The organism is Streptomyces sp. McG3 (assembly GCF_018619185.1).
Taxonomy (GTDB): Bacteria; Actinomycetota; Actinomycetes; order Streptomycetales; family Streptomycetaceae; genus Streptomyces.
This window is the reverse complement of record NZ_JAAXYC010000111.1, coordinates 1-23521: the sequence shown is the minus strand read 5'-3', so window position 1 is coordinate 23521 and position 23521 is coordinate 1. Positions and strand designations below refer to the sequence as shown.

The 23521-nt window shown below is 68.5% G+C and carries 22 protein-coding genes, 3 tRNA genes and 1 pseudogene; 19 read left to right on the top strand and 7 right to left on the bottom strand.

Translation table 11 applies throughout. The features are described from left to right. A pseudogene (locus HET64_RS19320) lies at positions 1-290 on the bottom strand (hydrolase); the annotation flags it as partial. Positions 291-545: 255 nt separating this feature from the next. Between HET64_RS19320 and HET64_RS19315 the strand changes: the two are divergent. The 8 genes from HET64_RS19315 (at position 546) to HET64_RS19280 (ending at position 5367) form a co-directional block, all read left to right on the top strand. After that, positions 546-618 (top strand) — tRNA-Thr (locus HET64_RS19315). A gap of 45 nt (positions 619-663) precedes the next feature. Continuing rightward, positions 664-736 (top strand) — tRNA-Met (locus tag HET64_RS19310). Between the two features lie 88 nt (positions 737-824). Then, positions 825-989, top strand: coding sequence for a 50S ribosomal protein L33 (gene rpmG / locus HET64_RS19305; protein ID WP_003956487.1), 165 nt, complete (start codon positions 825-827; stop codon positions 987-989). A 124-nt stretch (positions 990-1113) separates the two neighbouring features. After that, positions 1114-1566 carry a MaoC family dehydratase N-terminal domain-containing protein gene (locus HET64_RS19300; RefSeq protein ID WP_215107288.1) on the top strand — a complete coding sequence of 151 codons (453 nt, stop codon included), beginning with the start codon at positions 1114-1116 and terminating at the stop codon, positions 1564-1566. Further along, positions 1566-1994: a MaoC family dehydratase gene (locus tag HET64_RS19295; protein WP_215107286.1), complete on the top strand. Its 429-nt coding sequence runs from the start codon at positions 1566-1568 to the stop codon at positions 1992-1994. Before HET64_RS19300 ends, HET64_RS19295 begins: the two co-directional genes overlap by 1 nt. A gap of 128 nt (positions 1995-2122) precedes the next feature. Beyond that, complete coding sequence (locus HET64_RS19290) at positions 2123-2671, top strand: TetR/AcrR family transcriptional regulator (protein ID WP_215107290.1); 549 nt, start codon at positions 2123-2125, stop codon at positions 2669-2671. Between the two features lie 76 nt (positions 2672-2747). After that, on the top strand, positions 2748-4196 hold the full coding sequence (locus HET64_RS19285; RefSeq protein WP_215107284.1) for a DHA2 family efflux MFS transporter permease subunit: 1449 nt from the start codon (positions 2748-2750) through the stop codon (positions 4194-4196). A 115-nt stretch (positions 4197-4311) separates the two neighbouring features. Continuing rightward, the gene (locus tag HET64_RS19280) at positions 4312-5367 is read left to right on the top strand and encodes a UDP-N-acetylmuramate dehydrogenase (protein ID WP_215107282.1); all 1056 of its coding nucleotides are present in this window, start codon (positions 4312-4314) and stop codon (positions 5365-5367) included. Between the two features lie 51 nt (positions 5368-5418). Here HET64_RS19280 and HET64_RS19275 read toward each other — a convergent pair whose 3' ends face one another. Then, positions 5419-6054 carry an NAD(P)-dependent oxidoreductase gene (locus HET64_RS19275; RefSeq protein WP_215107280.1) on the bottom strand — a complete coding sequence of 212 codons (636 nt, stop codon included), beginning with the start codon at positions 6052-6054 and terminating at the stop codon, positions 5419-5421. A 96-nt stretch (positions 6055-6150) separates the two neighbouring features. On the opposite strand from HET64_RS19275, the gene HET64_RS19270 reads away from it, so the two are divergent. Then, the gene (locus tag HET64_RS19270) at positions 6151-6741 is read left to right on the top strand and encodes a TetR/AcrR family transcriptional regulator (RefSeq protein ID WP_215107278.1); all 591 of its coding nucleotides are present in this window, start codon (positions 6151-6153) and stop codon (positions 6739-6741) included. Here HET64_RS19270 and HET64_RS19265 read toward each other — a convergent pair. Together HET64_RS19265 and HET64_RS19260 are read right to left on the bottom strand one after the other, a co-directional pair. Then, entirely contained in the window at positions 6734-7747 is a 1014-nt protein-coding gene (locus HET64_RS19265) for an adenosine deaminase (protein ID WP_007445930.1), read from the bottom strand. The genes HET64_RS19270 and HET64_RS19265 overlap by 8 nt on opposite strands. Before the next feature lie 140 nt (positions 7748-7887). After that, entirely contained in the window at positions 7888-9114 is a 1227-nt protein-coding gene (locus tag HET64_RS19260; protein ID WP_215107276.1) for a pyridoxal phosphate-dependent aminotransferase, read from the bottom strand. Positions 9115-9326: 212 nt separating this feature from the next. Here HET64_RS19260 and HET64_RS19255 point away from each other — a divergent pair. From HET64_RS19255 to HET64_RS19210, 10 genes are all read left to right on the top strand, one after another. Further along, positions 9327-9399 (top strand) — tRNA-Trp (locus HET64_RS19255). 106 nt (positions 9400-9505) lie between these two features. Continuing rightward, positions 9506-9793 carry a preprotein translocase subunit SecE gene (secE, locus tag HET64_RS19250; protein ID WP_215107274.1) on the top strand — a complete coding sequence of 96 codons (288 nt, stop codon included), beginning with the start codon at positions 9506-9508 and terminating at the stop codon, positions 9791-9793. A gap of 73 nt (positions 9794-9866) precedes the next feature. Next, positions 9867-10760: a transcription termination/antitermination protein NusG gene (nusG, locus tag HET64_RS19245; protein WP_215107272.1), complete on the top strand. Its 894-nt coding sequence runs from the start codon at positions 9867-9869 to the stop codon at positions 10758-10760. Between the two features lie 176 nt (positions 10761-10936). Continuing rightward, positions 10937-11371: a 50S ribosomal protein L11 gene (gene rplK, locus HET64_RS19240; RefSeq protein ID WP_073740413.1), complete on the top strand. Its 435-nt coding sequence runs from the start codon at positions 10937-10939 to the stop codon at positions 11369-11371. A gap of 80 nt (positions 11372-11451) precedes the next feature. Further along, the gene (rplA, locus tag HET64_RS19235) at positions 11452-12174 is read left to right on the top strand and encodes a 50S ribosomal protein L1 (protein ID WP_215107270.1); all 723 of its coding nucleotides are present in this window, start codon (positions 11452-11454) and stop codon (positions 12172-12174) included. 170 nt (positions 12175-12344) lie between these two features. Then, complete coding sequence (locus tag HET64_RS19230) at positions 12345-13262, top strand: hypothetical protein (RefSeq protein WP_215107268.1); 918 nt, start codon at positions 12345-12347, stop codon at positions 13260-13262. Positions 13263-13535: 273 nt separating this feature from the next. Next, positions 13536-14093, top strand: a complete 558-nt coding sequence (rplJ, locus tag HET64_RS19225; protein ID WP_018960181.1) for a 50S ribosomal protein L10 — start codon at positions 13536-13538, stop codon at positions 14091-14093. Positions 14094-14177: 84 nt separating this feature from the next. Next, complete coding sequence (gene rplL / locus HET64_RS19220) at positions 14178-14561, top strand: 50S ribosomal protein L7/L12 (RefSeq protein ID WP_215107266.1); 384 nt, start codon at positions 14178-14180, stop codon at positions 14559-14561. Positions 14562-15186: 625 nt separating this feature from the next. Next, positions 15187-18672, top strand: a complete 3486-nt coding sequence (rpoB, locus tag HET64_RS19215; protein WP_215107264.1) for a DNA-directed RNA polymerase subunit beta — start codon at positions 15187-15189, stop codon at positions 18670-18672. A gap of 98 nt (positions 18673-18770) precedes the next feature. Next, positions 18771-22670, top strand: coding sequence for a DNA-directed RNA polymerase subunit beta' (locus HET64_RS19210; RefSeq protein WP_215107261.1), 3900 nt, complete (start codon positions 18771-18773; stop codon positions 22668-22670). Between the two features lie 88 nt (positions 22671-22758). On the opposite strand, the gene HET64_RS19205 is transcribed toward HET64_RS19210, so the two are convergent. The 3 genes from HET64_RS19205 to HET64_RS19195 form a co-directional block, all read right to left on the bottom strand. Further along, positions 22759-23019, bottom strand: coding sequence for a hypothetical protein (locus HET64_RS19205; protein WP_003966993.1), 261 nt, complete (start codon positions 23017-23019; stop codon positions 22759-22761). Then, positions 23016-23243, bottom strand: coding sequence for a hypothetical protein (locus tag HET64_RS19200; protein ID WP_215107259.1), 228 nt, complete (start codon positions 23241-23243; stop codon positions 23016-23018). Before HET64_RS19200 ends, HET64_RS19205 begins: the two co-directional genes overlap by 4 nt. 10 nt (positions 23244-23253) lie before the next feature. After that, on the bottom strand, positions 23254-23521 hold a 268-nt coding region (locus HET64_RS19195), incomplete at its 5' end, for a peptidoglycan-binding protein (RefSeq protein WP_215107257.1).

Genomic DNA, 23521 nt, shown 5'->3' with positions numbered 1-23521 from the left:
CTGTCGGGGCCCGCGCTGTCGGCGGTGAGGGCGGTGTCGCTGTGGGCGTGGGGTTCGGCCGGGGCGGGGAGCAGGAGATAGCCGCGGAGGTCGATGCGGGGGCCGCGGGCGGTGAGGCTGCCCGCGGTGCCGACGGCCTCGATCCGGCTGCCGCTCAGGCGTACGTCGACGGCCCGTCCGTCGACGAGGCGGGCGCCGCCGAGGACGAGGGCGGGGTTGTCGGCGGTGGTGGCTGCGTCGGCGCTGTCGGGCGCGTTGTCGTCGGGCCGCCGTGGCTGGCTGTCAGGCATCGCGCTCCTGGGAGGGGTGCAAGATCACACGGAGTGACCACACCCTAGGGGCGTGCGGGGGCGGCGTCCGGGAGGAGCGGAATAGTCGTACCGGTGCGCCTGCGCCGGCCGCCGTACGGGACCGTTCCCGAGGTGCACGCGGCCTGGATCAAGGCCTGATCAGGGGGTGTGGGCGGCCCCGGACGGAGGGCCGGAGAGTGCGGCACAAACGGATTTGGGCAACCGGCGGGGGACCGTGTAATGTCTTCATCGCTCGCCCCAATAGCTCAGTCGGTAGAGCGTCTCCATGGTAAGGAGAAGGTCTGCGGTTCGATTCCGCATTGGGGCTCTGGTGATCGGGAAACCCCGCTTCGGCGGGGGGACTCGTCATCAAAGCGGTGTAGCTCAGTCGGTAGAGCAAGCGGCTCATAATCGCTGTGTCACCGGTTCAAGTCCGGTCACCGCTACTAACGGTAGCCGATTGCTGGGTCGGTCCATCGATCGGCTACCCTTTTATGCGTTCATCCGTCCACCGTCCGTCCAAGGAGCACTCACGTGGCTGCCACCGACGTCCGCCCGAAGATCACGCTGGCCTGCGTGGAGTGCAAGGAGCGGAACTACATCACCAAGAAGAACCGGCGTAACAACCCGGACCGTCTTGAGATGAAGAAGCACTGTCCGCGCTGCAACTCGCACACCGCGCACCGCGAAACGCGCTGAATCAGGCTCGTACACGAGGCCGTCCCCTCCTGGGGGCGGCCTCGTGTCGTTGTAGGGGGTCGTTCCCGCACGGGGGCGTGCCCTCATTCGTCTTTCACCAGGTTTCTCAGGAGGTAGCGAGCTCATGGCGCTCGACCAGTCCTTCGTGGGGCGGACCTATCCGCCCACTCCGGCGTACGAGGTCGGCCGGGAGAAGATCCGCGAGTTCGCCGAGGCGGTGGGCGACACCCATCCGGCGTACGTCGACGCGGAGGCCGCCCGTGCGCTCGGTCACGCCGATGTGATCGCGCCTCCCACGTTCGTCTTCTCGATCACCTACCGGGCCGCCGGAGAGGTGGTGCAGGACCCGCAGCTGGGCCTGGACTACAGCCGGGTCGTCCACGGCGACCAGAAGTTCAGTTATGTGCGTCCGGTGCGGGCGGGGGACCGGCTGACGGTCACGTCCACGATCGAGGCCATCAAGTCCCTCGCGGGCAACGACATTGTGGACATCCGCGGGGATGTGCACGACGAGGCCGGCGAGCTGGTGGTCACGGCGCTCACGAAGCTGGTGGCACGCGCCGCCGAGGAGGTGTGATGACGGCGAAGGTCTCTTACGGATCGGTCGAGGTCGGTACGGAGCTGCCGGCGCAGTCGTTCCCGGTGACGCGGGCCACGCTCGTGCAGTACGCGGGCGCCTCGGGCGACTTCAACCCGATCCACTGGAACGAGAAGTTCGCGCTCGACGTCGGGTTGCCGGACGTGATCGCGCACGGCATGTTCACGATGGCCGAGGCGATCCGGGTGGTCACGGACTGGGTCGGCGACCCGGGCGCGGTCGTCGACTACGGGGTGCGTTTCACGAAGCCGGTCGTCGTGCCCAACGACGACAAGGGCGCGCTGATCGAGGTCAGCGGCAAGGTCGCGGCGAAGCTGGACGACAACCTGGTCCGGGTGGACCTGGTCGCCCTGTGTGACGGCAAGAAGGTGCTGGGGATGTCCCGGGCCGTGGTCCGGCTCGCCTGAGACGTACCGACGCGGCGGTCGGAAGTGAGGGGCGTTCCTCCTGCGGAGGGGCGCCCCTCACTTGTGTGCGTTGCCCCGAGGCCCTTGTCAGGTTGGTTATTGAGCAATAACTTACTTCCATGGCAAGGATGAGTGCGGAGGAGCGGCGCGAGAGCGTCGTCCGGGCGGCGATCACCGAGTTCGCCCGTGGTGGCTACAACGGGACGTCCACCGAGGTGATCGCCCGGCGGGTCGGCGTCTCGCAGCCGTATCTCTTCCGGCTCTTCCCCAACAAGCAGGCCATCTTCATCGCCGCCGCCGAGCGTTGCCTGGAGGACACCCGCGGGGTCTTCGTGACGGCCTCCGAGGGGCTGGAGGGCGAGGAGGCGCTGCACGCCATGGCCAGGGCGTACCAGCGGCTGATCGTCCACGACGGCGAGAAGCTGATGATGCAGATGCAGACGTACGCGGCCGTCGCCGCGGCGGAGGCCTCGGGGGATCACGCCTTCGGGGAGTCCCTGCGCGCGGCCTGGGTGCGGATGTGGGACGAGGTGCACCTGGTGCTCGGAGCCGACGAGAACGAGACGACGACGTTCCTGGCGTACGGGATGCTCGTCAACACCCTCGCCTCGCTGGGCTTTCCGGCCGAGCACCGCGTCTGGTCGGGGTTCTACGACTCGGCCAGGCCCGTCGAGTGAACAGCGCGCACCGGGCCCGGCCCGGTTTTTCTGTCCGCATAAGTTAGTCATCAATAACTAACCAGCAGGGGGAGAAGTGAACGCACAGCACGGCACGACCGGCCGCGGGGGAGCGGTCTGGGTCCTGGTCATCACGAGCGTCGCCGGCTTCATGGCGGCCCTCGACAACCTCGTCGTCACGACGGCCCTCCCCTCCATCCGCGAGAGCCTCGGCGGAGGCCTGGAGGACCTGGAGTGGACGGTGAACGCGTACACCCTGACCTTCGCCGTGCTGCTGATGCTCGGGGCCGCGCTCGGGGACCGCTTCGGCAGACGGCGGCTGTTCATGGCCGGACTCGCCGTCTTCACGGCCGCCTCCGCCGCGGCGGCCCTCTCCCCGGGCATCGGGGAACTCATCGCCTTCCGGGCGGTCCAGGGCGTGGGGGCGGCGATCATGATGCCGTTGACGCTCACCCTGATCGGCGCCGCCGTCCCGCCCGAGCGGCGGGGAGCGGCGCTGGGCGTCTTCGGGGCGGTGACCGGGGTCGCGGTCGCCAGCGGCCCGCTGATCGGCGGCGCGCTCACCGAGTACATCTCCTGGCAGTGGATCTTCTGGCTGAACGTGCCGATAGGCCTGGTGCTGCTGCCCCTGGCCCGGCTGCGGCTCACCGAGTCCCACGCGCCGAAGGCACCCCTGGACATCCGCGGCACGGTCCTGGTCAGCGCGGGCCTCTTCGGCATCGTCTACGCCCTGGTCAGCACCGCGAGCCACGGATGGACCGATCCCGTCGTCCTGACCGGGCTGATCACGGGCGCGGCGCTGCTCGCCCTGTTCGTCCGCCACGGCATCCGGGCGGAGAACCCGATGCTGCCGATGCGGCTGTTCCGCAGCCGGGCCTTCCTCGGGATCAACGCCGCGAGCCTGCTGATGTTCCTCGGGATGTTCGGATCGATCTTCCTGCTCAGCCAGTTCCTGCAGAACGGCCTCGGGCACTCGCCCACCGAGGCCGGGTTGCGGATGCTGCCCTGGACGGGGATGCCGATCCTCGTGGCGCCCTTCGCCGGGTACCTCTCCGACCGCTTCGGGGGCCGTCCGGTGGTGGTCACCGGGCTCGCGCTCCAGGCCGTCGGGCTCTCCCTGTTCGCCCTGATCATCGAGCCGGGGGTGAGCTACACCGCCCAGCTCCCCGCTCTGATCATCGGAGGCGTGGGCATGGCCCTGTACTTCGCGCCCGCCGCGAGTCTGGTGCTCTCCAGCGTCCGGCCCGGGGAACACGGCATCGCCTCCGGAGCCAACAGCGCGCTGCGGGAGGTGGGCGGGGCTCTCGGGGTCGCGGTGCTCGCCGCCGTCTTCGCCGCGCAGGGCGGTTACGGCTCACCGAGGCTGTTCGCGGACGGGACGGCGCCCGCCGTCTGGATCGGGGCCGGTGCGGTGGCCCTGGGCGCACTCGTCGCGCTCCTGATCCCGGGCCGCCGCCGTGCGAGCCGGCCGGCCCCGGAGCCGGTGGACCGGAGCGCCGCGGAGCCGGAGCCGGTGGCCGTCTGACCCGCCCCGGGTGTGTCCGGCCGATCCTGACCGGGGCCGCCGGACACGTTCCGGCCCCGGGTACGGTCCGTGGCCCCGCACGAGCGGCGGGGGCGCGGACCGTACTCTTGTCCCCGTGCAGGAACTCCACGACGCCCCTCTCGCCCCCCTGACCACCTTCCGGCTCGGCGGCCCCGCCGCCCGGCTGCTGACCGCCACGACCGATGCCGAGGTGATCGCCGCCGTGCGCGAGGCCGACGCGAGCGGCACCCCGCTGCTGGTGATCGGCGGCGGCTCCAACCTGGTCATCGGGGACAAGGGCTTCGACGGCACCGCCCTGCGGATCGCCACGAAGGGCTTCGCGCTCTCGGGGACGTCCCTGGAGCTGGCGGCCGGCGAGGTCTGGACCGACGCCGTCGCCCGGACCGTCGAGGCGGGCCTCGCGGGCATCGAGTGCCTGGCCGGCATCCCCGGATCCGCGGGCGCGACGCCCATCCAGAACGTCGGCGCGTACGGACAGGAGGTGTCCACCACCATCACGGAGGTCGTCGCCTACGACCGGCGCACCGAGGAGACGGTGACGATTCCGAACGCCGAGTGCGCGTTCTCGTACCGTCACAGCCGCTTCAAGGCCGAACCCGACCGCTTCGTGGTGCTGCGTGTCCGATTCGAGCTGGAAGAGGCGGCCGGGCTCTCCGCGCCCCTGAAGTACCCCGAAACGGCCAGGGACATGGGCGTCGGGCAGGGCGACCGCGTCCCGCTGACGGCCGCCCGCGAGACCGTGCTGCGGCTGCGCGCCGGCAAGGGCATGGTGCTGGACCCGCAGGACCACGACACCTGGTCGGCGGGGTCCTTCTTCACCAACCCGATCCTCGAACCGGCCGCGTTCCAGGACTTCCTCACCCGGGTCGGCGAGCGCCTCGGCCCGGACGTGACACCTCCGGCCTTCCCCGCGGAGGACGGACGCACCAAGACCTCGGCGGCCTGGCTGATCGACCGGGCCGGATTCACCAAGGGCTACGGCAGCGGCCCCGCCCGGATCTCCACCAAGCACACCCTCGCCCTCACCAACCGGGGCACGGCCACCACCGAGGACCTGCTCGCCCTGGCGCGCGAGGTCGTGGCCGGGGTGCACGCGGCCTTCGGCGTCACCCTGGTCAACGAGCCGGTGACGGTCGGCGTCAGCCTGTAGGAGACGCCGGCCCGTAGGAGAAGGGCGTCGGTCAGCAGGAAACGTACGGGGTCAGTACGCGACGCCCACGCCCTGTTTCACGGCCGCCGGATCCTCGGCCAACGCGAGCATCGCGTGTGCCACGTCGGCCCGGGAGATGGACCGGCTGCTGCGTGGCGTACCGCCCACGACCTGCCGGTAGACGCCCGTGAGCGGCCCGTCCGTCAGCTTCGGCGGCCGTACCGAGGTCCAGTCCGTCGCACTGCGGGCCAACGCCGCCTCCATCCGGGTGAGATCGGCGTACAGCTCCGCGAGGACCGCGCCCACCGCCCTGCGCATCAGCCGGTCCACCAAGGGGTCGCCCGCCGGCTCCGGCCCCACGGGCACCGCGCTCACCACCAGCAGCCGCCGGGCGCCCTCGGCCTCCATCGCCGCCAGGATCTGCCCGGTCAGCCGTTCGGCTATGCCGTTCGCCCTCCGGCCGCGCGAGCCCAGCCCCGACAGGACCGCGTCCCGCCCCGCCACCGCCGCCCGCACCGCCGCCGGATCGTCCAGCCGGACGACGGCGTGCGGCGCCGCGCGGTCCAGCGGCTCCGGGAGCCGGTCCGGGTCGCGGACCACGACCGTCACCTCGTGGCCCGCCGCGCGTGCCTGCCCGACGATCTCCTGACCGACGCCGCCGGTCGCCCCGAACACGGTGATGCGCATGGTGCCCCCTGGTGGGTGAGTGTTCACTAACCTCTAGGGTGGGTGGCTTCCCACCCGGACGTCAAGATCTCCGGGTCACGGCCTGTTGGAGCACGCATGGACCAGAAGCCCGCCCGCGTCCGGATCGTCGACGCGGCGCACGAGCTGATGCTCTCCATCGGCCTCGCCCGGACCACCACCAAGGAGATCGCCAGGGCGGCCGGCTGCTCGGAGGCCGCGCTCTACAAATACTTCTCCGGCAAGGAGGAGCTGTTCGTCACCGTGCTCGCGGAGCGGCTGCCCCGGCTCGGGAACCTCCTCGGAGACCTGCGCGCGGGCGAGGGCGACGTCGAGGGCAATCTCACCGAGATCGCCCGGGTGGCCGCGCTGTTCTACGAGCAGACCTTCCCCATGGCCGCGTCCCTGTACGCCGAACCTCAGCTCAAGCGCCGTCACGAGGAGGGCGTGGGAGGGCTCCAAGCCGGGCCCCACCTGCCGATCCGCCAGCTCGACGCCTATCTGCGCGCCGAACAGGGCGCGGGCCGCGTCCGGGCCGACGCGGACACCTACGCCGCCGCCTCCCTGCTGATGGGCGCCTGCGCCCAACGCGCCTTCGCCTACGCCTCGCTCCCCGGCGGCACGCCCCCGCAGCCCCTGGACGCATTCGCCGCCTCCCTGGCCCGCACGCTACTGGGCGGGATCAGCTAGCCAGCCAGTCGTCGATCCCGGAGAGCAGCTTCTCCCGTACGTCCACGGGGGCCGCGGATCCGCGCACCGACTGGCGGGCCAGCTCGGCCAGCTCCTCGTCGGTGAAGCCGTGGTGGCGGCGCACCAGCTCGTACTGGGCGGCCAGCCGCGAACCGAACAGCAGCGGGTCGTCCGCCCCCAGCGCCATCGGCACGCCCGCGTCGAACAGAGTGCGCAGGGGGACGTCGGCGGGCTTCTCGTAGACGCCGAGCGCCACATTGGACGACGGGCAGACCTCACAGGTGACCCCGCGCTCGGCGAGCTTGCGCAGCAGCCGGGGGTCCTCGGCGGCCCGGACACCGTGTCCGATGCGCGAGGCGTCCAGGTCGTCGAGGCAGTCGCGCACGCTGGAGGGTCCGGCGAGCTCCCCGCCGTGCGGAGCCGCCAGCAGGCCGCCCTCGCGGGCGATCGCGAAGGCCCGGTCGAAGTCGCGGGCCATACCGCGCCGCTCGTCGTTGGAGAGCCCGAAGCCGACGACGCCCCGGTCCGCGTAGCGGACGGCGAGCCGGGCCAGGGTGCGGGCGTCCAGCGGATGCTTCATCCGGTTGGCGGCGATCACCACGCGCATGCCCAGGCCGGTGTCCCGGGCGGCGCTGTCCACGGCGTCGAGGATGATCTCGATGGCCGGGATCAGCCCGCCGAGCAGGGGGGCGTACGAGGTGGGGTCGACCTGGATCTCCAGCCAGCCGGAGCCGTCCGCGACGTCCTCCTGGGCGCTCTCGCGCACCAGGCGGTGAATGTCCTCGGGGGACCGCAGACACGACCGGGCGATGTCGTAGAGCCGCTGGAAACGGAACCAGCCGCGCTCGTCGGTCGCCCGCAGCTTGGGCGGTTCGCCGCCGGTCAGGGCGTCGGGGAGGTGGACCCCGTACTTGTCGGCGAGTTCGAGCAGGGTGGTGGGCCGCATCGACCCGGTGAAGTGCAGGTGCAGGTGGGCCTTGGGCAACAGACGTACATCACGCTCCATTGGAAGATCCTGCCGCACGGGCGGGCCGGAGCGGTAGCCGCTTTCCCGTTCAGGGGTACCGCTCGAACAAAAAGCGCCCCCGGCCGGTGGAGGATTCCAGCGGCCGGGGGCGCCTTTCGTTCGAGCGGTCACGCGACGGGTCAGGCCTTGGCCTCGCCCAGCAGCTTCTGGATCCGTGAGACGCCCTCGATCAGGTCGTCGTCGCCCAGGGCGTAGGACAGGCGCAGGTAGCCCGGGGTGCCGAAGGCCTCGCCCGGGACGACGGCGACCTCGGCCTCGTCCAGGATGAGCGCGGCCAGCTCGACGGTGGTGGCCGGACGCCTGCCGCGGATCTCCTTGCCGAGCAGGTCCTTCACCGCCGGGTAGGCGTAGAACGCGCCCTCGGGCTCCGGGCAGAACACGCCGTCGATCTCGTTGAGCATCCGTACGACGATCCCGCGGCGGCGGTCGAAGGCGGTGCGCATCTCGGCGACGGCGTCCAGCGGGCCGGAGACGGCCGCGAGCGCGGCGATCTGGGCGACGTTGGAGACGTTGGAGGTGGCGTGCGACTGGAGGTTGGTCGCGGCCTTGACGACGTCCTTCGGGCCGATGATCCAGCCCACGCGCCAGCCGGTCATCGCGTAGGTCTTGGCGACGCCGTTGACGACGATGCACTTGTCGCGCAGCTCGGGGACGATCGCCGGGAGCGAGGTGAAGGTGGCGTCGCCGTAGACGAGGTGCTCGTAGATCTCGTCGGTCATGACCCACAGGCCGTGCTCGACGGCCCAGCGGCCGATGGCCTCGGCGTCGGCCTCGCTGTAGACGGCGCCGGTCGGGTTGGACGGCGAGACGAACAGGACGACCTTGGTCTTCTCGGTGCGCGCGGCCTCCAGCTGCTCGACGGAGACCCGGTAGCCGGTGGTCTCGTCGGCGACGACCTCGACCGGGACACCGCCGGCGAGCCGGATCGACTCGGGGTAGGTGGTCCAGTACGGGGCGGGGACGATGACCTCGTCGCCCGGGTCGAGGATCGCGGCGAAGGCCTCGTAGATCGCCTGCTTGCCGCCGTTGGTCACCAGGATCTGGCTGGCGTCGACCTCGTAGCCGGAGTCGCGCAGGGTCTTCTCCGCGATGGCGGCCTTGAGCTCGGGGAGCCCGCCGGCCGGGGTGTAGCGGTGGTACTTCGGGTTGCGGCAGGCCTCGACCGCGGCGTCGACGATGTAGTCGGGCGTCGGGAAGTCGGGCTCGCCGGCCCCGAAGCCGATCACCGGACGCCCGGCGGCCTTGAGGGCCTTGGCCTTGGCGTCGACGGCGAGGGTCGCGGACTCGGAGATCGCACCGATGCGGGCCGAAACCCGGCGCTCGGACGGTGAAGTTGCAGCGCTCATGGCCCCATGTTCCCAGACCGCGAAAGCCGTCGGCACAGGGGTTTCAGGGACCGGACAGGACCCGGACAGCATGCGGACAGGACCGGTCGGTTGTGGTCTGTTCGACGCGGCGGCCCTGAACACGTACACTCACCTGTCGTTGGCCTTCACCAGCCGCACCGTTCCTGCACCCGGTCACCGGGAAAGATGCGGTAGGTTGGTGGAAACCACAAAGGGTCGTAGCTCAATTGGTAGAGCACTGGTCTCCAAAACCAGCGGTTGGGGGTTCAAGTCCCTCCGGCCCTGCTACACACTCCTTCGCCGGGATGTGTGCGCATGTACGTACTTCCTTGCACAGCCGTGCGGCTCCACCGGGCGCGGCACGGCCACGACCCGGAATCAGGTGAGTAGCGTGACGGACGCCGTGGGCTCCATCGACATGCCTGATGCTGAGGATGAAGCTCCCGAGTCGAAGAAGAAGGCTCGGAAGGGCGGCAAGCGCGGCAAGAAGGGCCCTCTGGGTCGGCTCGCGCTGTTCTACCGCCAGATCGTCGCCGAACTCCGTAAGGTTGTCTGGCCGACCCGCAGCCAGCTCACGACGTACACCTCCGTGGTGATCGTGTTCGTCGTCGTCATGATCGGTCTTGTTACCGTTCTCGACATGGGCTTCGCCCGGGTCATCAAGTACGTCTTCGGCTGATCTCGCGGAAGGCGTCCGACCCGGCGCCCCTTTCGCACGTTCCACCCTTTGTATCCAGGAAGAAGCAGCCATCGTGTCTGACCCGAACCTGAACGACGCCGTCGAGCCCGAGGCTGGCGCCTTCGAGTCCGCCAAGGACGAGCTCGACATCGTTGAGGCTGCTGACTCCGTGGACCCGGACCAGGCCGAGGCCGCCGACCTCGACGCGGGCGAGCCCGCCGAGCAGGCCGCCGTGAACGTCGAGTCGGAGGAGTCCGACGAGGACGACGCCGTCGAGGCAGCCGAGTCCGTCGAGGACGAGGCCGACGACGAGAGCGCCGACGAGGTAGAGGCCGAGCCGGCCGCCCCCGTCGACCCCGTCACCGCCCTGCGCGAAGAGCTCCGCACCCTCCCCGGCGAGTGGTACGTCATCCACACGTACGCCGGTTACGAGAAGCGCGTGAAGGCCAACCTGGAGCAGCGTGCCGTCTCGCTGAACGTGGAGGAGTTCATCTATCAGGCCGAGGTGCCTGAAGAGGAAATCGTCCAGATCAAGAACGGCGAGCGCAAGAACGTCCGGCAGAACAAGCTCCCCGGCTACGTGCTGGTGCGCATGGACCTGACGAACGAGTCCTGGGGCGTCGTGCGGAACACGCCGGGCGTCACCGGCTTCGTGGGCAACGCCTACGACCCGTACCCGCTGACCCTGGACGAGATCGTCAAGATGCTCGCCCCGGAGGCCGAGGAGAAGGCCGCCCGCGAGGCCGCCGAGGCCGAGGGCAAGCCGGCTCCGTCCCGCAAGGTCGAGGTCCAGGTGCTGGACTTCGAGGTCGGCGACTCGGTCACCGTCACGGACGGCCCCTTCGCCACGCTGCAGGCCACGATCAACGAGATCAACGCCGACTCGAAGAAGGTCAAGGGCCTCGTCGAGATCTTCGGCCGCGAGACCCCGGTCGAGCTCAGCTTCGACCAGATCCAGAAGAACTAGCTCTTCCCGCCGGTTTCTGGACACATGCCTACCCAGCAGGTCAGAGGGGCTTCGCAGCCGCTCTGACCTGCTTGGTTTTTGGTCGCGCAGCTATACCCGTTATCGTTGTGCGGTATGCCTCCATCCGGATGACCGGAATCGGCGGCGAAACACTCTCATAGGACCCGGAGAGAGCAATGCCTCCCAAGAAGAAGAAGATCACGGGGCTTATCAAGCTTCAGATCAACGCCGGTGCGGCGAACCCGGCCCCGCCGGTCGGCCCCGCGCTCGGTCAGCACGGCGTCAACATCATGGAGTTCTGCAAGGCCTACAACGCCGCGACCGAGTCGCAGCGTGGCATGGTCGTGCCGGTGGAGATCACGGTCTACGACGACCGCTCCTTCACCTTCATCACGAAGACTCCGCCGGCCGCCAAGCTGATCCTCAAGGCCGCGGGTGTGGACAAGGGCTCCGGCGAGCCGCACAAGACCAAGGTCGCCAAGCTGACGGCCGCCCAGGTCCGCGAGATCGCCACGACGAAGCTCCCCGACCTGAACGCCAATGACCTCGACGCCGCGTCGAAGATCATTGCCGGCACCGCCCGTTCCATGGGCATCACGGTCGAAGGCTGATTCAGCCCCGTAACCCCCAGTGGTAGGACCAAGCGCTGGTCCGCACCACGACTCCACACTCTGAAACCACAGGAGTAGAAGTGAAGCGCAGCAAGAACCTCCGCGCTGCGGACGCCAAGATCGACCGGGAGCGCAACTACGCCCCGCTCGAGGCCGTCCGTATCGCCAAGGACACCGCCTCCACGAAGTTCGACAGCACCGTCGAGGTCGCCTTTGCCCTGGGTGTCGACCCGCGCAAGGCCGACCAGATGGTCCGCGGCACCGTGAACCTCCCGCACGGCACCGGCAAGACCGCCCGGGTCCTGGTCTTCGCGACCGGTGACCGTGCTGCGGCCGCGGAAGCCGCTGGAGCCGACATCGTCGGCGCCGACGAGCTCATCGACGAGGTGGCGAAGGGCCGTCTGGACTTCGACGCCGTCGTCGCGACCCCGGACCTCATGGGCAAGGTCGGCCGCCTGGGCCGCGTGCTCGGTCCGCGTGGTCTGATGCCGAACCCGAAGACCGGCACCGTCACCCCCGATGTCGTGAAGGCCGTCAACGACATCAAGGGCGGCAAGATCGAGTTCCGCGTCGACAAGCACTCGAACCTGCACTTCATCATCGGCAAGACCTCGTTCGACGAGACCAAGCTGGTGGAGAACTACGCAGCGGCGCTGGACGAGATCCTCCGTCTGAAGCCGTCCGCCGCCAAGGGCCGCTACATCAAGAAGGCCACGCTGGCCACCACGATGGGCCCCGGCATCCCGCTGGACTCCAACCGCACCCGCAACCTCCTCGTCGAGGAGGACCCGGCCTCCGTCTGAGCTTCCGTGCTCACCCGGTAGCCGCGTCGTACGCGTGCACTGTGTGAACGGGCCCCGCAACCTTTCGAGGTGCGGGGCCCGTCCTCGTATCCGTAAGGCGCCATGTCTGTCAGTGCCCTGTGCCACTGTGGTGCGGGGGACGACGGACGATACGAGGGGTGGACGGGTACATGAGGACGAGCACGGCACGACGCATGGGCACGGCTCTGGCCGCCGCGGCGGCACTGACGTCGATAGCGGCCTGCAGTGGCTCCGACGGCTCGAAGGGCTCCGACGGAGCCGGAGAGGGCAAGGCGGGCGCCGTCTCCAAGGCGAGCCCCGTGGCCGCGCTGAAGCAGGTGCAGCAGAAGACCGGAGGCGCCCAGTCGGCGAAGGTCGAGGGCACCACCGAGATGGGCACCGCCATGTCCATGAAGCAGTCCGGGGCCATCGGCTGGGCCGACGGCCTCTCGGGCGCGCTGACCATCACGTACACCGGCGGCACCATGGGCGACGCCCTGAAGCAGGCCGGCGGCGACGGATCGGTCGAGGCGCGCTACTTCAAGGACGAGTACTACGCCAACATGGGCGACGCCATGGCGGCCAACACCGGCGGCAAGCACTGGATCCGGTATTCCTACAAGGACCTCGCCGAGCTGGGCGGGGCCTCCGGCGACGTCATGAAGGACCAGATCCAGAACAGCACGCCCGAGCAGGGCGTGAAGGCGCTCCTGGCCTCCGGCGACGTGAAGAAGGTCGGCCAGGAGGACGTCCGCGGGGTCCCCGCGACGCACTACTCCGGCACGGTCGACGTGGCCGACCTGACCGCGAAGAACAGCGACCTGGACGCGAAGCAGCTGGCCGCCTTCAAGGAGCAGCTCGCCCTGGCCGGGGTGACCACCCAGACCGTCGACATCTGGGTCGACAAGAACGACCTGCTGGTGAAGAAGACCGAGCGCGGCGAGATGAAGACCGGCACGTTCAACTCGACGCTCTTCTACAGCGAATACGGCACCGAGGTCCCCTCCGAGAAGCCGGCGGCCTCGGACACCGTGGACTTCAAGGAGATGCTGAAGCAGGGCGGCGATACCCCTGGCGCCGCCTCCTGACACCTCCCGCAAGGGACGAACGGGGACGGATTTGCTCGTCCCGCATCCGGTCGCGTACTCTCACCAAGAAGCCAAAGACCGCTGGTCGTCGCTGTGCCTCGTCAGAGGGACGGTGACCGAAGGTTCCGCTAGATCGGACGACCTGCGCAGGTGACTGTGGAACGCTCCCGGACTCTGTTCGGTCGAGCCGCGCCCTGGCACTTGTGCTGGGGCGTTTCGTCTTTCCCGGCCCCTTCTGAGCGGTCCTCATCACCCGGAAGGAGGCCGACGCTCATGGCAAGGCCCGACAAGGCTGCCGCGGTAGCCGAGCTGACGGACCAGTTCCGCAGCTCGAACGCCGCCGTGCTGACCGAGTACCGGGGTCTCACCGTGGCACAGCTCAAGGAGCTGCGCCGTTCGCTCGGTGAGAACGCCCAGTACGCCGTGGTGAAGAACACGCTGACCAAGATTGCGGCCAACGAGGCCGGGATCGACACGCTGGACGACCTGTTCTCGGGTCCGACGGCGGTTGCCTTCGTCACCGGTGACCCGGTGGAGTCGGCGAAGGGTCTTCGTGACTTCGCCAAGGACAACCCCAACCTCATCATCAAGGGCGGTGTCCTTGACGGTAAGGCGCTGTCCGCCGATGAGTTCAAGAAGCTCGCGGACCTCGAGTCCCGCGAGGTTCTGCTCTCCAAGCTGGCCGGTGCCTTCAAGGGCAAGCAGACTCAGGCTGCGCAGCTCTTCCAGGCACTGCCGTCGAAGTTCGTCCGCACCGCGGAAGCGCTTCGCGCCAAGAAGGAAGAGCAGGGCGGTGCCGGTACTCCGGCTCCCGCCGAGGCCGCCGAGTAATTTCGCTCAGCGGTCCAGCGGGCTCCACGTACGCCCGCCGACATATACATCCGGCACCTGCCGAATAGTGGAAGGACGCCTATCATGGCGAAGCTGTCCCAGGACGACCTGCTCGCGCAGTTCGAAGGCATGACCCTCATCGAGCTCTCCGAGTTCGTCAAGGCGTTCGAGGAGAAGTTCGACGTCACCGCCGCCGCGGCCGTCGCCGTCGCCGGTCCGGCCGGCCCGGGCGCCGTTGCCGACGCCCCGGAGGAGCAGGACGAGTTCGACGTCATCCTCACCGGTGCCGGCGAGAAGAAGATCCAGGTCATCAAGGTCGTGCGTGAGCTGACCTCGCTGGGTCTCAAGGAGGCCAAGGACCTCGTCGACGGCACCCCGAAGCCGGTCCTCGAGAAGGTCGCCAAGGAGGCCGCCGAGAAGGCTGCCGAGTCCCTCAAGGCCGCCGGCGCTTCCGTCGAGGTCAAGTAACACCTCGGGAGTCCTCCGGACTCCCTGGGCACCGTCAGGTGCCCGTGCCAAGGGCGATCACCCATCCGGGTGGTCGCCCTTCGGCGTGCCCGTGGCGGGTGCCTTGCTCTTCCGCCGACGACGAGTAGGGTGATCTTCGCCGTGCGCCTCTCGCGGGCCCGTCAGGGGCCTCCTGCGGGCATCCCGGGGGTGGCCGGTGAAGGCCCCTGGAGGTCCGATCGGACCGGTGGGCCTTGACGAACCGGACGCGGCGCGCAATTCTCAGGACGCGTCATCACTTCGATCCGTATCCGAGGCATGGATCGAGAGTGAAGAGGGCAGTAAAGAAGAGCGCACCCCGCGCGAGGGCTAGGGCTAGACATAGGTGTTGAGAACAGCTGTTGAGAGCAACGTGGGTCTCTGAGAACCCCGACTGGACATCAGTGTGCCGCTTGGCTACACTGACCCTTTGCGCTGCCTGTTAGCTGCCTCCTGCCCGTCACCAGGGGCATGCCCACGCTGAAGCACCGATGGCCGACCCCCTCCGACCTGGTCGTTTTGCGACCGATTCGGAACGGTCTGTCTTTGTGTCCAGAGTGGGACCGGTACGCGCGTAGTGAGTCCGAGCCCTCGGAAGGACCCCCTCTTGGCCGCCTCGCGCAACGCCTCGACCGCGAATACGAACAACGGTGCCAGCACCGCCCCGCTGCGCATCTCTTTTGCAAAGATCAAGGAGCCCCTCGAGGTTCCGAACCTCCTCGCGCTGCAGACCGAGAGCTTTGACTGGCTCCTCGGTAACGCCGCCTGGAAGGCTCGCGTCGAGGCTGCTCTGGAGAGTGGACAAGACGTCCCCACCAAGTCCGGCCTGGAGGAGATCTTCGAGGAGATCTCACCGATCGAGGACTTCTCCGGGTCGATGTCGCTTACGTTCCGCGACCACCGCTTCGAGCCCCCGAAGAACTCGATCGACGAGTGCAAGGAGCGCGACTTCACGTTCGCCGCGCCGCTCTTCGTCACGGCCGAGTTCACCAACAACGAGACCGGCGAGATCAAGTCCCAGACGGTCTTCATGGGCGATTTCCCGCTCATGACCAACAAGGGCACCTTCGTCATCAACGGCACCGAGCGTGTCGTCGTGTCGCAGCTGGTCCGCTCGCCGGGTGTCTACTTCGACTCCTCCATCGACAAGACGTCCGACAAGGACATCTTCTCCGCCAAGATCATCCCCTCCCGGGGTGCCTGGCTGGAGATGGAGATCGACAAGCGCGACATGGTCGGTGTCCGCATCGACCGCAAGCGCAAGCAGTCCGTCACCGTCCTCCTGAAGGCGCTCGGCTGGAGCACCGAGCAGATCCTGGAGGAGTTCGGCGAGTACGAGTCGATGCGCGCCACCCTGGAGAAGGACCACACCCAGGGCCAGGACGACGCACTGCTCGACATCTACCGCAAGCTGCGTCCGGGCGAGCCGCCGACGCGCGAGGCCGCTCAGACGCTGCTCGAGAACCTCTACTTCAACCCGAAGCGCTACGACCTCGCGAAGGTCGGCCGCTACAAGGTGAACAAGAAGCTCGGCGCCGATGAGCCGCTGGACGCCGGGGTGCTCACCACCGACGACGTCATCGCGACCATCAAGTACCTGGTCAAGCTGCACGCCGGTGAGACCGAGACGACCGGTGAGTCGGGTCGCGAGATCGTCGTCGAGACCGACGACATCGACCACTTCGGCAACCGTCGTCTGCGCAACGTCGGCGAGCTCATCCAGAACCAGGTCCGTACGGGCCTGGCGCGGATGGAGCGCGTCGTGCGTGAGCGCATGACCACCCAGGACGTCGAGGCGATCACGCCGCAGACCCTGATCAACATCCGGCCGGTCGTCGCCTCCATCAAGGAGTTCTTCGGCACCAGCCAGCTGTCGCAGTTCATGGACCAGAACAACCCGCTGTCGGGTCTCACCCACAAGCGCCGCCTGTCGGCTCTTGGCCCGGGTGGTCTCTCCCGTGAGCGGGCCGGCTTCGAGGTCCGAGACGTGCACCCGTCCCACTACGGACGCATGTGCCCGATCGAGACCCCCGAAGGCCCGAACATCGGTCTGATCGGTTCGCTCGCCTCGTACGGCCGCGTCAACGCGTTCGGCTTCATCGAGACGCCGTACCGCAAGGTCGTCGACGGCCAGGTCACCGACGACGTCGACTACATCACGGCCGACGAGGAGGACCGCTTCGTCATCGCCCAGGCGAACGCGACGCTCTCCGACGAGCTGCGCTTCACCGAGCCCCGTGTCCTGGTCCGCCGTCGTGGCGGAGAGGTCGACTACGTGCCCGGCACGGACGTCGACTACATGGACGTCTCGCCGCGCCAGATGGTGTCCGTCGCCACCGCGATGATCCCCTTCCTGGAGCACGACGACGCCAACCGTGCCCTCATGGGCGCGAACATGATGCGTCAGGCGGTGCCGCTCATCAAGTCGGAGGCCCCGCTGGTGGGCACCGGCATGGAGTACCGCTGCGCCACCGACGCCGGTGACGTCCTCAAGGCGGAGAAGGACGGTGTGGTCCAGGAGGTCTCCGCGGACTACATCACCGTCACGAACGACGACGGCACGTACACCACGTACCGCATCGCCAAGTTCATGCGCTCCAACCAGGGCACCTCGGTCAACCAGAAGGTCGTCGTCTCCGAGGGCGACCGGATCGTGGCCGACCAGGTGCTCGCCGACGGACCGGCCACCGAGAACGGTGAGATGGCCCTCGGCAAGAACCTGCTCGTGGCGTTCATGCCGTGGGAGGGTCACAACTACGAGGACGCGATCATCCTGTCGCAGCGCCTCGTGCAGGACGACGTCCTCTCCTCGATCCACATCGAGGAGCACGAGGTCGACGCCCGTGACACCAAGCTCGGCCCGGAGGAGATCACCCGGGACATCCCGAACGTCTCCGAAGAGGTCCTCGCCGACCTCGACGAGCGCGGCATCATCCGGATCGGTGCCGAGGTCGTCGCCGGCGACATCCTCGTCGGCAAGGTCACGCCCAAGGGCGAGACCGAGCTGACCCCCGAGGAGCGTCTGCTCCGCGCGATCTTCGGTGAGAAGGCGCGCGAGGTGCGCGACACCTCGCTCAAGGTGCCGCACGGTGAGATCGGCAAGGTCATCGGCGTCCGCGTCTTCGACCGCGAAGAGGGCGACGAGCTGCCGCCGGGCGTGAACCAGCTGGTCCGCGTCTACGTCGCGCAGAAGCGCAAGATCACCGATGGTGACAAGCTCGCCGGCCGTCACGGCAACAAGGGCGTCATCTCCAAGATCCTGCCGATCGAGGACATGCCGTTCCTGGAGGATGGCACCCCGGTCGACATCATCCTCAACCCGCTGGGTGTCCCGTCCCGAATGAACCCGGGACAGGTCCTGGAGATCCACCTCGGCTGGCTCGCCAGCCGCGGCTGGGACGTCTCCGGCCTCGGTGACGAGTGGGCCCAGCGCCTCCAGGTCATCGGCGCCGACCAGGTCGCCCCCGGCACCAACGTCGCCACGCCCGTCTTCGACGGTGCGCGCGAGGACGAGATCACCGGCCTCTTCCAGGCCACGATCCCCAACCGCGACGGCGACCGCCTGGTCCAGCCCTCCGGCAAGGCCCAGCTCTACGACGGCCGCTCCGGCGAGCCGTTCCCGGACCCGGTCTCGGTCGGGTTCATGTACATCCTCAAGCTGCACCACCTGGTCGACGACAAGCTGCACGCGCGTTCGACCGGTCCGTACTCCATGATCACCCAGCAGCCGCTGGGTGGTAAGGCACAGTTCGGTGGTCAGCGCTTCGGTGAGATGGAGGTGTGGGCCCTTGAGGCTTACGGCGCCGCATACGCCCTCCAGGAGCTCCTGACGATCAAGTCCGACGACGTGACCGGCCGCGTGAAGGTCTACGAGGCCATCGTCAAGGGCGAGAACATCCCCGAGCCCGGCATTCCCGAGTCCTTCAAGGTGCTCATCAAGGAAATGCAGTCGCTCTGCCTCAACGTGGAGGTGCTGTCCTCGGACGGCATGTCCATCGAGATGCGCGACACGGACGAGGACGTCTTCCGCGCGGCGGAGGAACTCGGTATCGACCTGTCCCGGCGCGAGCCGAGCAGCGTCGAAGAGGTCTGACGGGCCGGTCGGCCGCCTCATCCCGAGGCGGCCGGCCCTCCCCGGACCCGTTCAGACCATTGATTGAGACGAGACCCCGAAAGAGGGATTGACGACAAGTGCTCGACGTCAACTTCTTCGACGAGCTGCGGATCGGCCTTGCCACCGCGGACGACATCCGGACCTGGTCGCACGGCGAAGTGAAGAAGCCGGAGACCATCAACTACCGCACGCTCAAGCCCGAAAAGGACGGACTCTTCTGCGAGAAGATCTTCGGTCCGACCCGGGACTGGGAGTGCTACTGCGGCAAGTACAAGCGTGTCCGCTTCAAGGGCATCATCTGTGAGCGCTGCGGCGTCGAGGTCACTCGCGCCAAGGTGCGCCGTGAGCGGATGGGCCACATCGAGCTTGCCGCTCCCGTCACCCACATCTGGTACTTCAAGGGCGTTCCCTCGCGCCTCGGATACCTGCTGGACCTCGCGCCGAAGGACCTGGAAAAGGTCATCTACTTCGCCGCGTACATGATCACGTTCGTGGACGAGGAGCGTCGTACCCGCGACCTGCCGTCCCTGGAGGCCCACGTCTCCGTCGAGCGCCAGCAGACCGAGAACCGCCGCGACTCCGACCTGGAGGCCCGCGCCAAGAAGCTTGAGACCGACCTGGCCGAGCTGGAGGCCGAGGGCGCCAAGGCGGACGTGCGCCGCAAGGTGCGCGAAGGCGCCGAGCGTGAGATGAAGCAGCTGCGCGACCGTGCGCAGCGCGAGATCGACCGCCTCGACGAGGTGTGGAGCCGCTTCAAGAACCTCAAGGTCCAGGACCTGGAGGGCGACGAGCTGCTCTACCGCGAGCTGCGTGACCGCTTCGGCACGTACTTCGACGGCTGCATGGGCGCCGCGGCGCTGCAGAAGCGCCTGGAGTCCTTCGACCTCGACGAGGAGGCCGAGCGCCTCCGCGAGATCATCCGCACCGGCAAGGGCCAGAAGAAGACCCGTGCGCTCAAGCGCCTCAAGGTCGTCTCCGCGTTCCTGCAGACCAGCAACAAGCCCAAGGGCATGGTGCTCGACTGCGTGCCGGTCATCCCGCCGGACCTGCGTCCGATGGTGCAGCTGGACGGTGGCCGCTTCGCGACCTCCGACCTGAACGACCTGTACCGCCGTGTGATCAACCGCAACAACCGCCTCAAGCGTCTCCTTGACCTCGGCGCCCCCGAGATCATCGTGAACAACGAGAAGCGGATGCTGCAGGAGGCCGTCGACGCGCTGTTCGACAACGGCCGCCGCGGTCGCCCGGTCACCGGTCCCGGCAACCGTCCCCTGAAGTCCCTGAGCGACATGCTCAAGGGCAAGCAGGGCCGTTTCCGTCAGAACCTCCTCGGCAAGCGCGTGGACTACTCCGCGCGTTCCGTGATCGTCGTCGGTCCGCAGCTCAAGCTGCACCAGTGCGGTCTGCCGAAGGCGATGGCGCTGGAGCTCTTCAAGCCGTTCGTGATGAAGCGCCTGGTGGACCTGAACCACGCGCAGAACATCAAGTCGGCCAAGCGCATGGTCGAGCGTGGCCGCACCGTCGTGTACGACGTCCTCGAAGAGGTCATCGCCGAGCACCCGGTGCTGCTGAACCGTGCGCCCACCCTGCACCGCCTGGGCATCCAGGCCTTCGAGCCGCAGCTGGTCGAGGGCAAGGCCATCCAGATCCACCCGCTCGTCTGCACCGCGTTCAACGCGGACTTCGACGGTGACCAGATGGCCGTGCACCTGCCGCTCTCCGCGGAGGCGCAGGCCGAGGCCCGCATCCTGATGCTGTCCTCGAACAACATCCTGAAGCCGGCCGACGGTCGTCCCGTCACCATGCCGACCCAGGACATGGTGCTGGGTCTCTTCTTCCTCACCACGGACGAAGAGGGCCGCAACGCCAAGGGCACGGACCGTGCGTTCGGCTCCACGGCCGAGGCCACCATGGCCTTCGACGCCCGCGAGCTGTCGCTCCAGGCGAAGGTCGACATCCGCTTCCCGGTCGGCACCATGCCGCCGCGTGGCTGGGTGCCGCCGGTCGCCGAGGAGGGTGAGCCGGAGTACCAGCCGGGCGACATCTTCCGGCTGCGGACCAGCCTGGGCCGCGCGCTCTTCAACGAGCTGCTGCCCGAGGACTACCCGTTCGTCGACTACTCGGTGGGCAAGAAGCAGCTCTCCGAGATCGTCAACGACCTGGCCGAGCGCTACCCCAAGGTCATCGTGGCGGCGACGCTCGACAACCTGAAGGCGGCGGGCTTCCACTGGGCGACCCGTTCGGGCGTCACCGTGGCCGTCTCCGACATCGTCGTGCCCGAGGCCAAGAAGGCCATCGTCAGGGGCTACGAGGAGCAGGACGAGAAGGTCCAGAAGCAGTACGAGCGCGGTCTGATCACCAAGGACGAGCGCACGCAGGAGCTCATCGCGATCTGGACCAAGGCGACCAACGAGGTTGCCGAGGCGATGAACGCGAACTTCCCGAAGACGAACCCCATCTTCATGATGGTCGACTCGGGTGCCCGAGGAAACATGATGCAGATGCGTCAGATCGCGGGTATGCGTGGTCTGGTGTCGAACGCCAAGAACGAGACGATTCCCCGTCCCATCAAGGCGTCCTTCCGCGAGGGCCTCACCGTTCTGGAGTACTTCATCTCCACGCACGGTGCCCGTAAGGGTCTGGCGGACACCGCCCTGCGTACCGCCGACTCGGGTTACCTGACCCGTCGTCTGGTGGACGTCTCGCAGGACGTGATCATTCGCGAGGAGGACTGCGGCACCGACCGCGGCCTCAAGCTGAAGATCGCGGTCAAGGGCGCCGACGGCGTGCTCCGCAAGACGGAGGACGTCGAGACCTCGGTCTACGCCCGCATGCTCGCCGAGGACGTCGTGGTGGACGGCAAGGTCATCGCGCCTGCCAACGTCGACCTCGGTGACGTCCTGATCGACGCCCTGGTGGGCGCCGGCGTCGAGGAGGTCAAGACCCGCTCGGTCCTGACCTGTGAGTCCGCGGTCGGCACCTGTGCCTTCTGCTACGGACGCTCGCTCGCCACCGGCAAGCTGGTCGACATCGGTGAGGCGGTCGGCATCATCGCCGCCCAGTCCATCGGTGAGCCCGGCACCCAGCTGACGATGCGTACCTTCCACACCGGTGGTGTGGCCGGTGACGACATCACCCAGGGTCTGCCCCGAGTCGTCGAGCTCTTCGAAGCCCGTACGCCCAAGGGTGTCGCCCCGATCTCCGAGGCCAAGGGCCGCGTGCGGATCGAGGAGACCGAGAAGACCAAGAAGCTCGTCGTCACCCCGGACGACGGCAGCGACGAGACGGCGTTCCCGATCTCGAAGCGTGCCCGTCTGCTCGTGGGCGAGGGCGACCCGGTCGAGGTGGGCCAGAAGCTCACCGTCGGTGCGACCAACCCGCACGACGTGCTGCGCATCCTCGGCCAGCGTGCGGTCCAGGTCCACCTGGTCGGCGAAGTCCAGAAGGTCTACAACTCGCAGGGCGTGTCGATCCACGACAAGCACATCGAGATCATCATCCGGCAGATGCTCCGCCGCGTGACGATCATCGAGTCCGGCGACGCGGAGCTGCTTCCGGGCGAGCTGGTCGAGCGGTCGAAGTTCGAGACCGAGAACCGTCGTGTGGTCACCGAGGGCGGTCACCCCGCCTCCGGCCGTCCGCAGCTGATGGGTATCACCAAGGCCTCGCTCGCCACCGAGTCGTGGCTGTCGGCGGCGTCCTTCCAGGAGACGACCAGGGTCCTCACCGACGCGGCGATCAACGCCAAGTCGGACTCCCTGATCGGCCTCAAGGAGAACGTCATCATCGGTAAGCTCATCCCGGCCGGTACGGGTCTGTCCCGCTACCGCAACATCCGGGTCGAGCCGACCGAGGAGGCCAAGGCCGCGATGTACTCGGCCGTCGGCTACGACGACATCGACTACTCGCCGTTCGGCACCGGCTCCGGCCAGGCCGTCCCGCTGGAGGACTACGACTACGGTCCGTACAACCAGTAGGCGCGTGCTCGTCGCAGAGACGACCTGAGGGCGGTCACCCCGTACGTAACGGGGTGGCCGCCCTCCGGCGTGTGCGGGGGCGGGCCGTTCAGCGGAGCGTCTCCCATACGGCGATGGCGACCCCGGCGGTCGCGGTGAGGGCGGCGATGCTCGCCAGTGGCCAGCGGGACCGCTCCAGCAGGTCGAGGCGGGCCTCGTGGTCGGCGAGCTGCTTGTCGGTCTGGTCGCTGCGCTGCACCAGCAGGGCCAGCTGTCCGTCGGCGCGGGCGAAGCCGGCCTCCAGGCTGCCGCGCATCCGCTCCAGCTCCAGGGCGACGGCCACCGGGTTGTTCGGGTCGGTATCGGTCATGGGCGGCCTTCCGGCGGTTCGGTGCGCAGCCAGGGCGGCAGCAGTGCCTGGACGCCCGGCAGGGCCATCACCCGTGTCACAGCCCCCGCTACGGCCAGGGCCCCGGCGACCCTGGGCAGGGTCGCGGGGACGCCGGACGCGTCCACGAGTGCGGGCAGGAGCACGGCAAGTGCGAGGGCCGTCTGCAGGACGGTACGGGCGGTACGCCGGGAGGCGTCGGACATGGCAGGCTCCTCAACTCGGTGACGGCGACTTCGTGGTGTAGGGGACCTTCAGCGCGTTCCACGACGTGTGGCCCGGCCAGCCGTCGGCCTCCGAGCCCCGGAAGCCGAGCTTGCGCTGCCAGGCGGCGTACGAGCGGCGGTCGGCCTCGGTCCAGCGGGGGCCGGGGCCGACGGCGTACGTCGCGCAGCCCTCGGCGGCCAGCCGTCGGCCCATCGCGGTGACGACGGGGGAGCTGGGGCGGGCGGTGAAGAAGGAGGCCCCGGGGAAGGGCTGATAG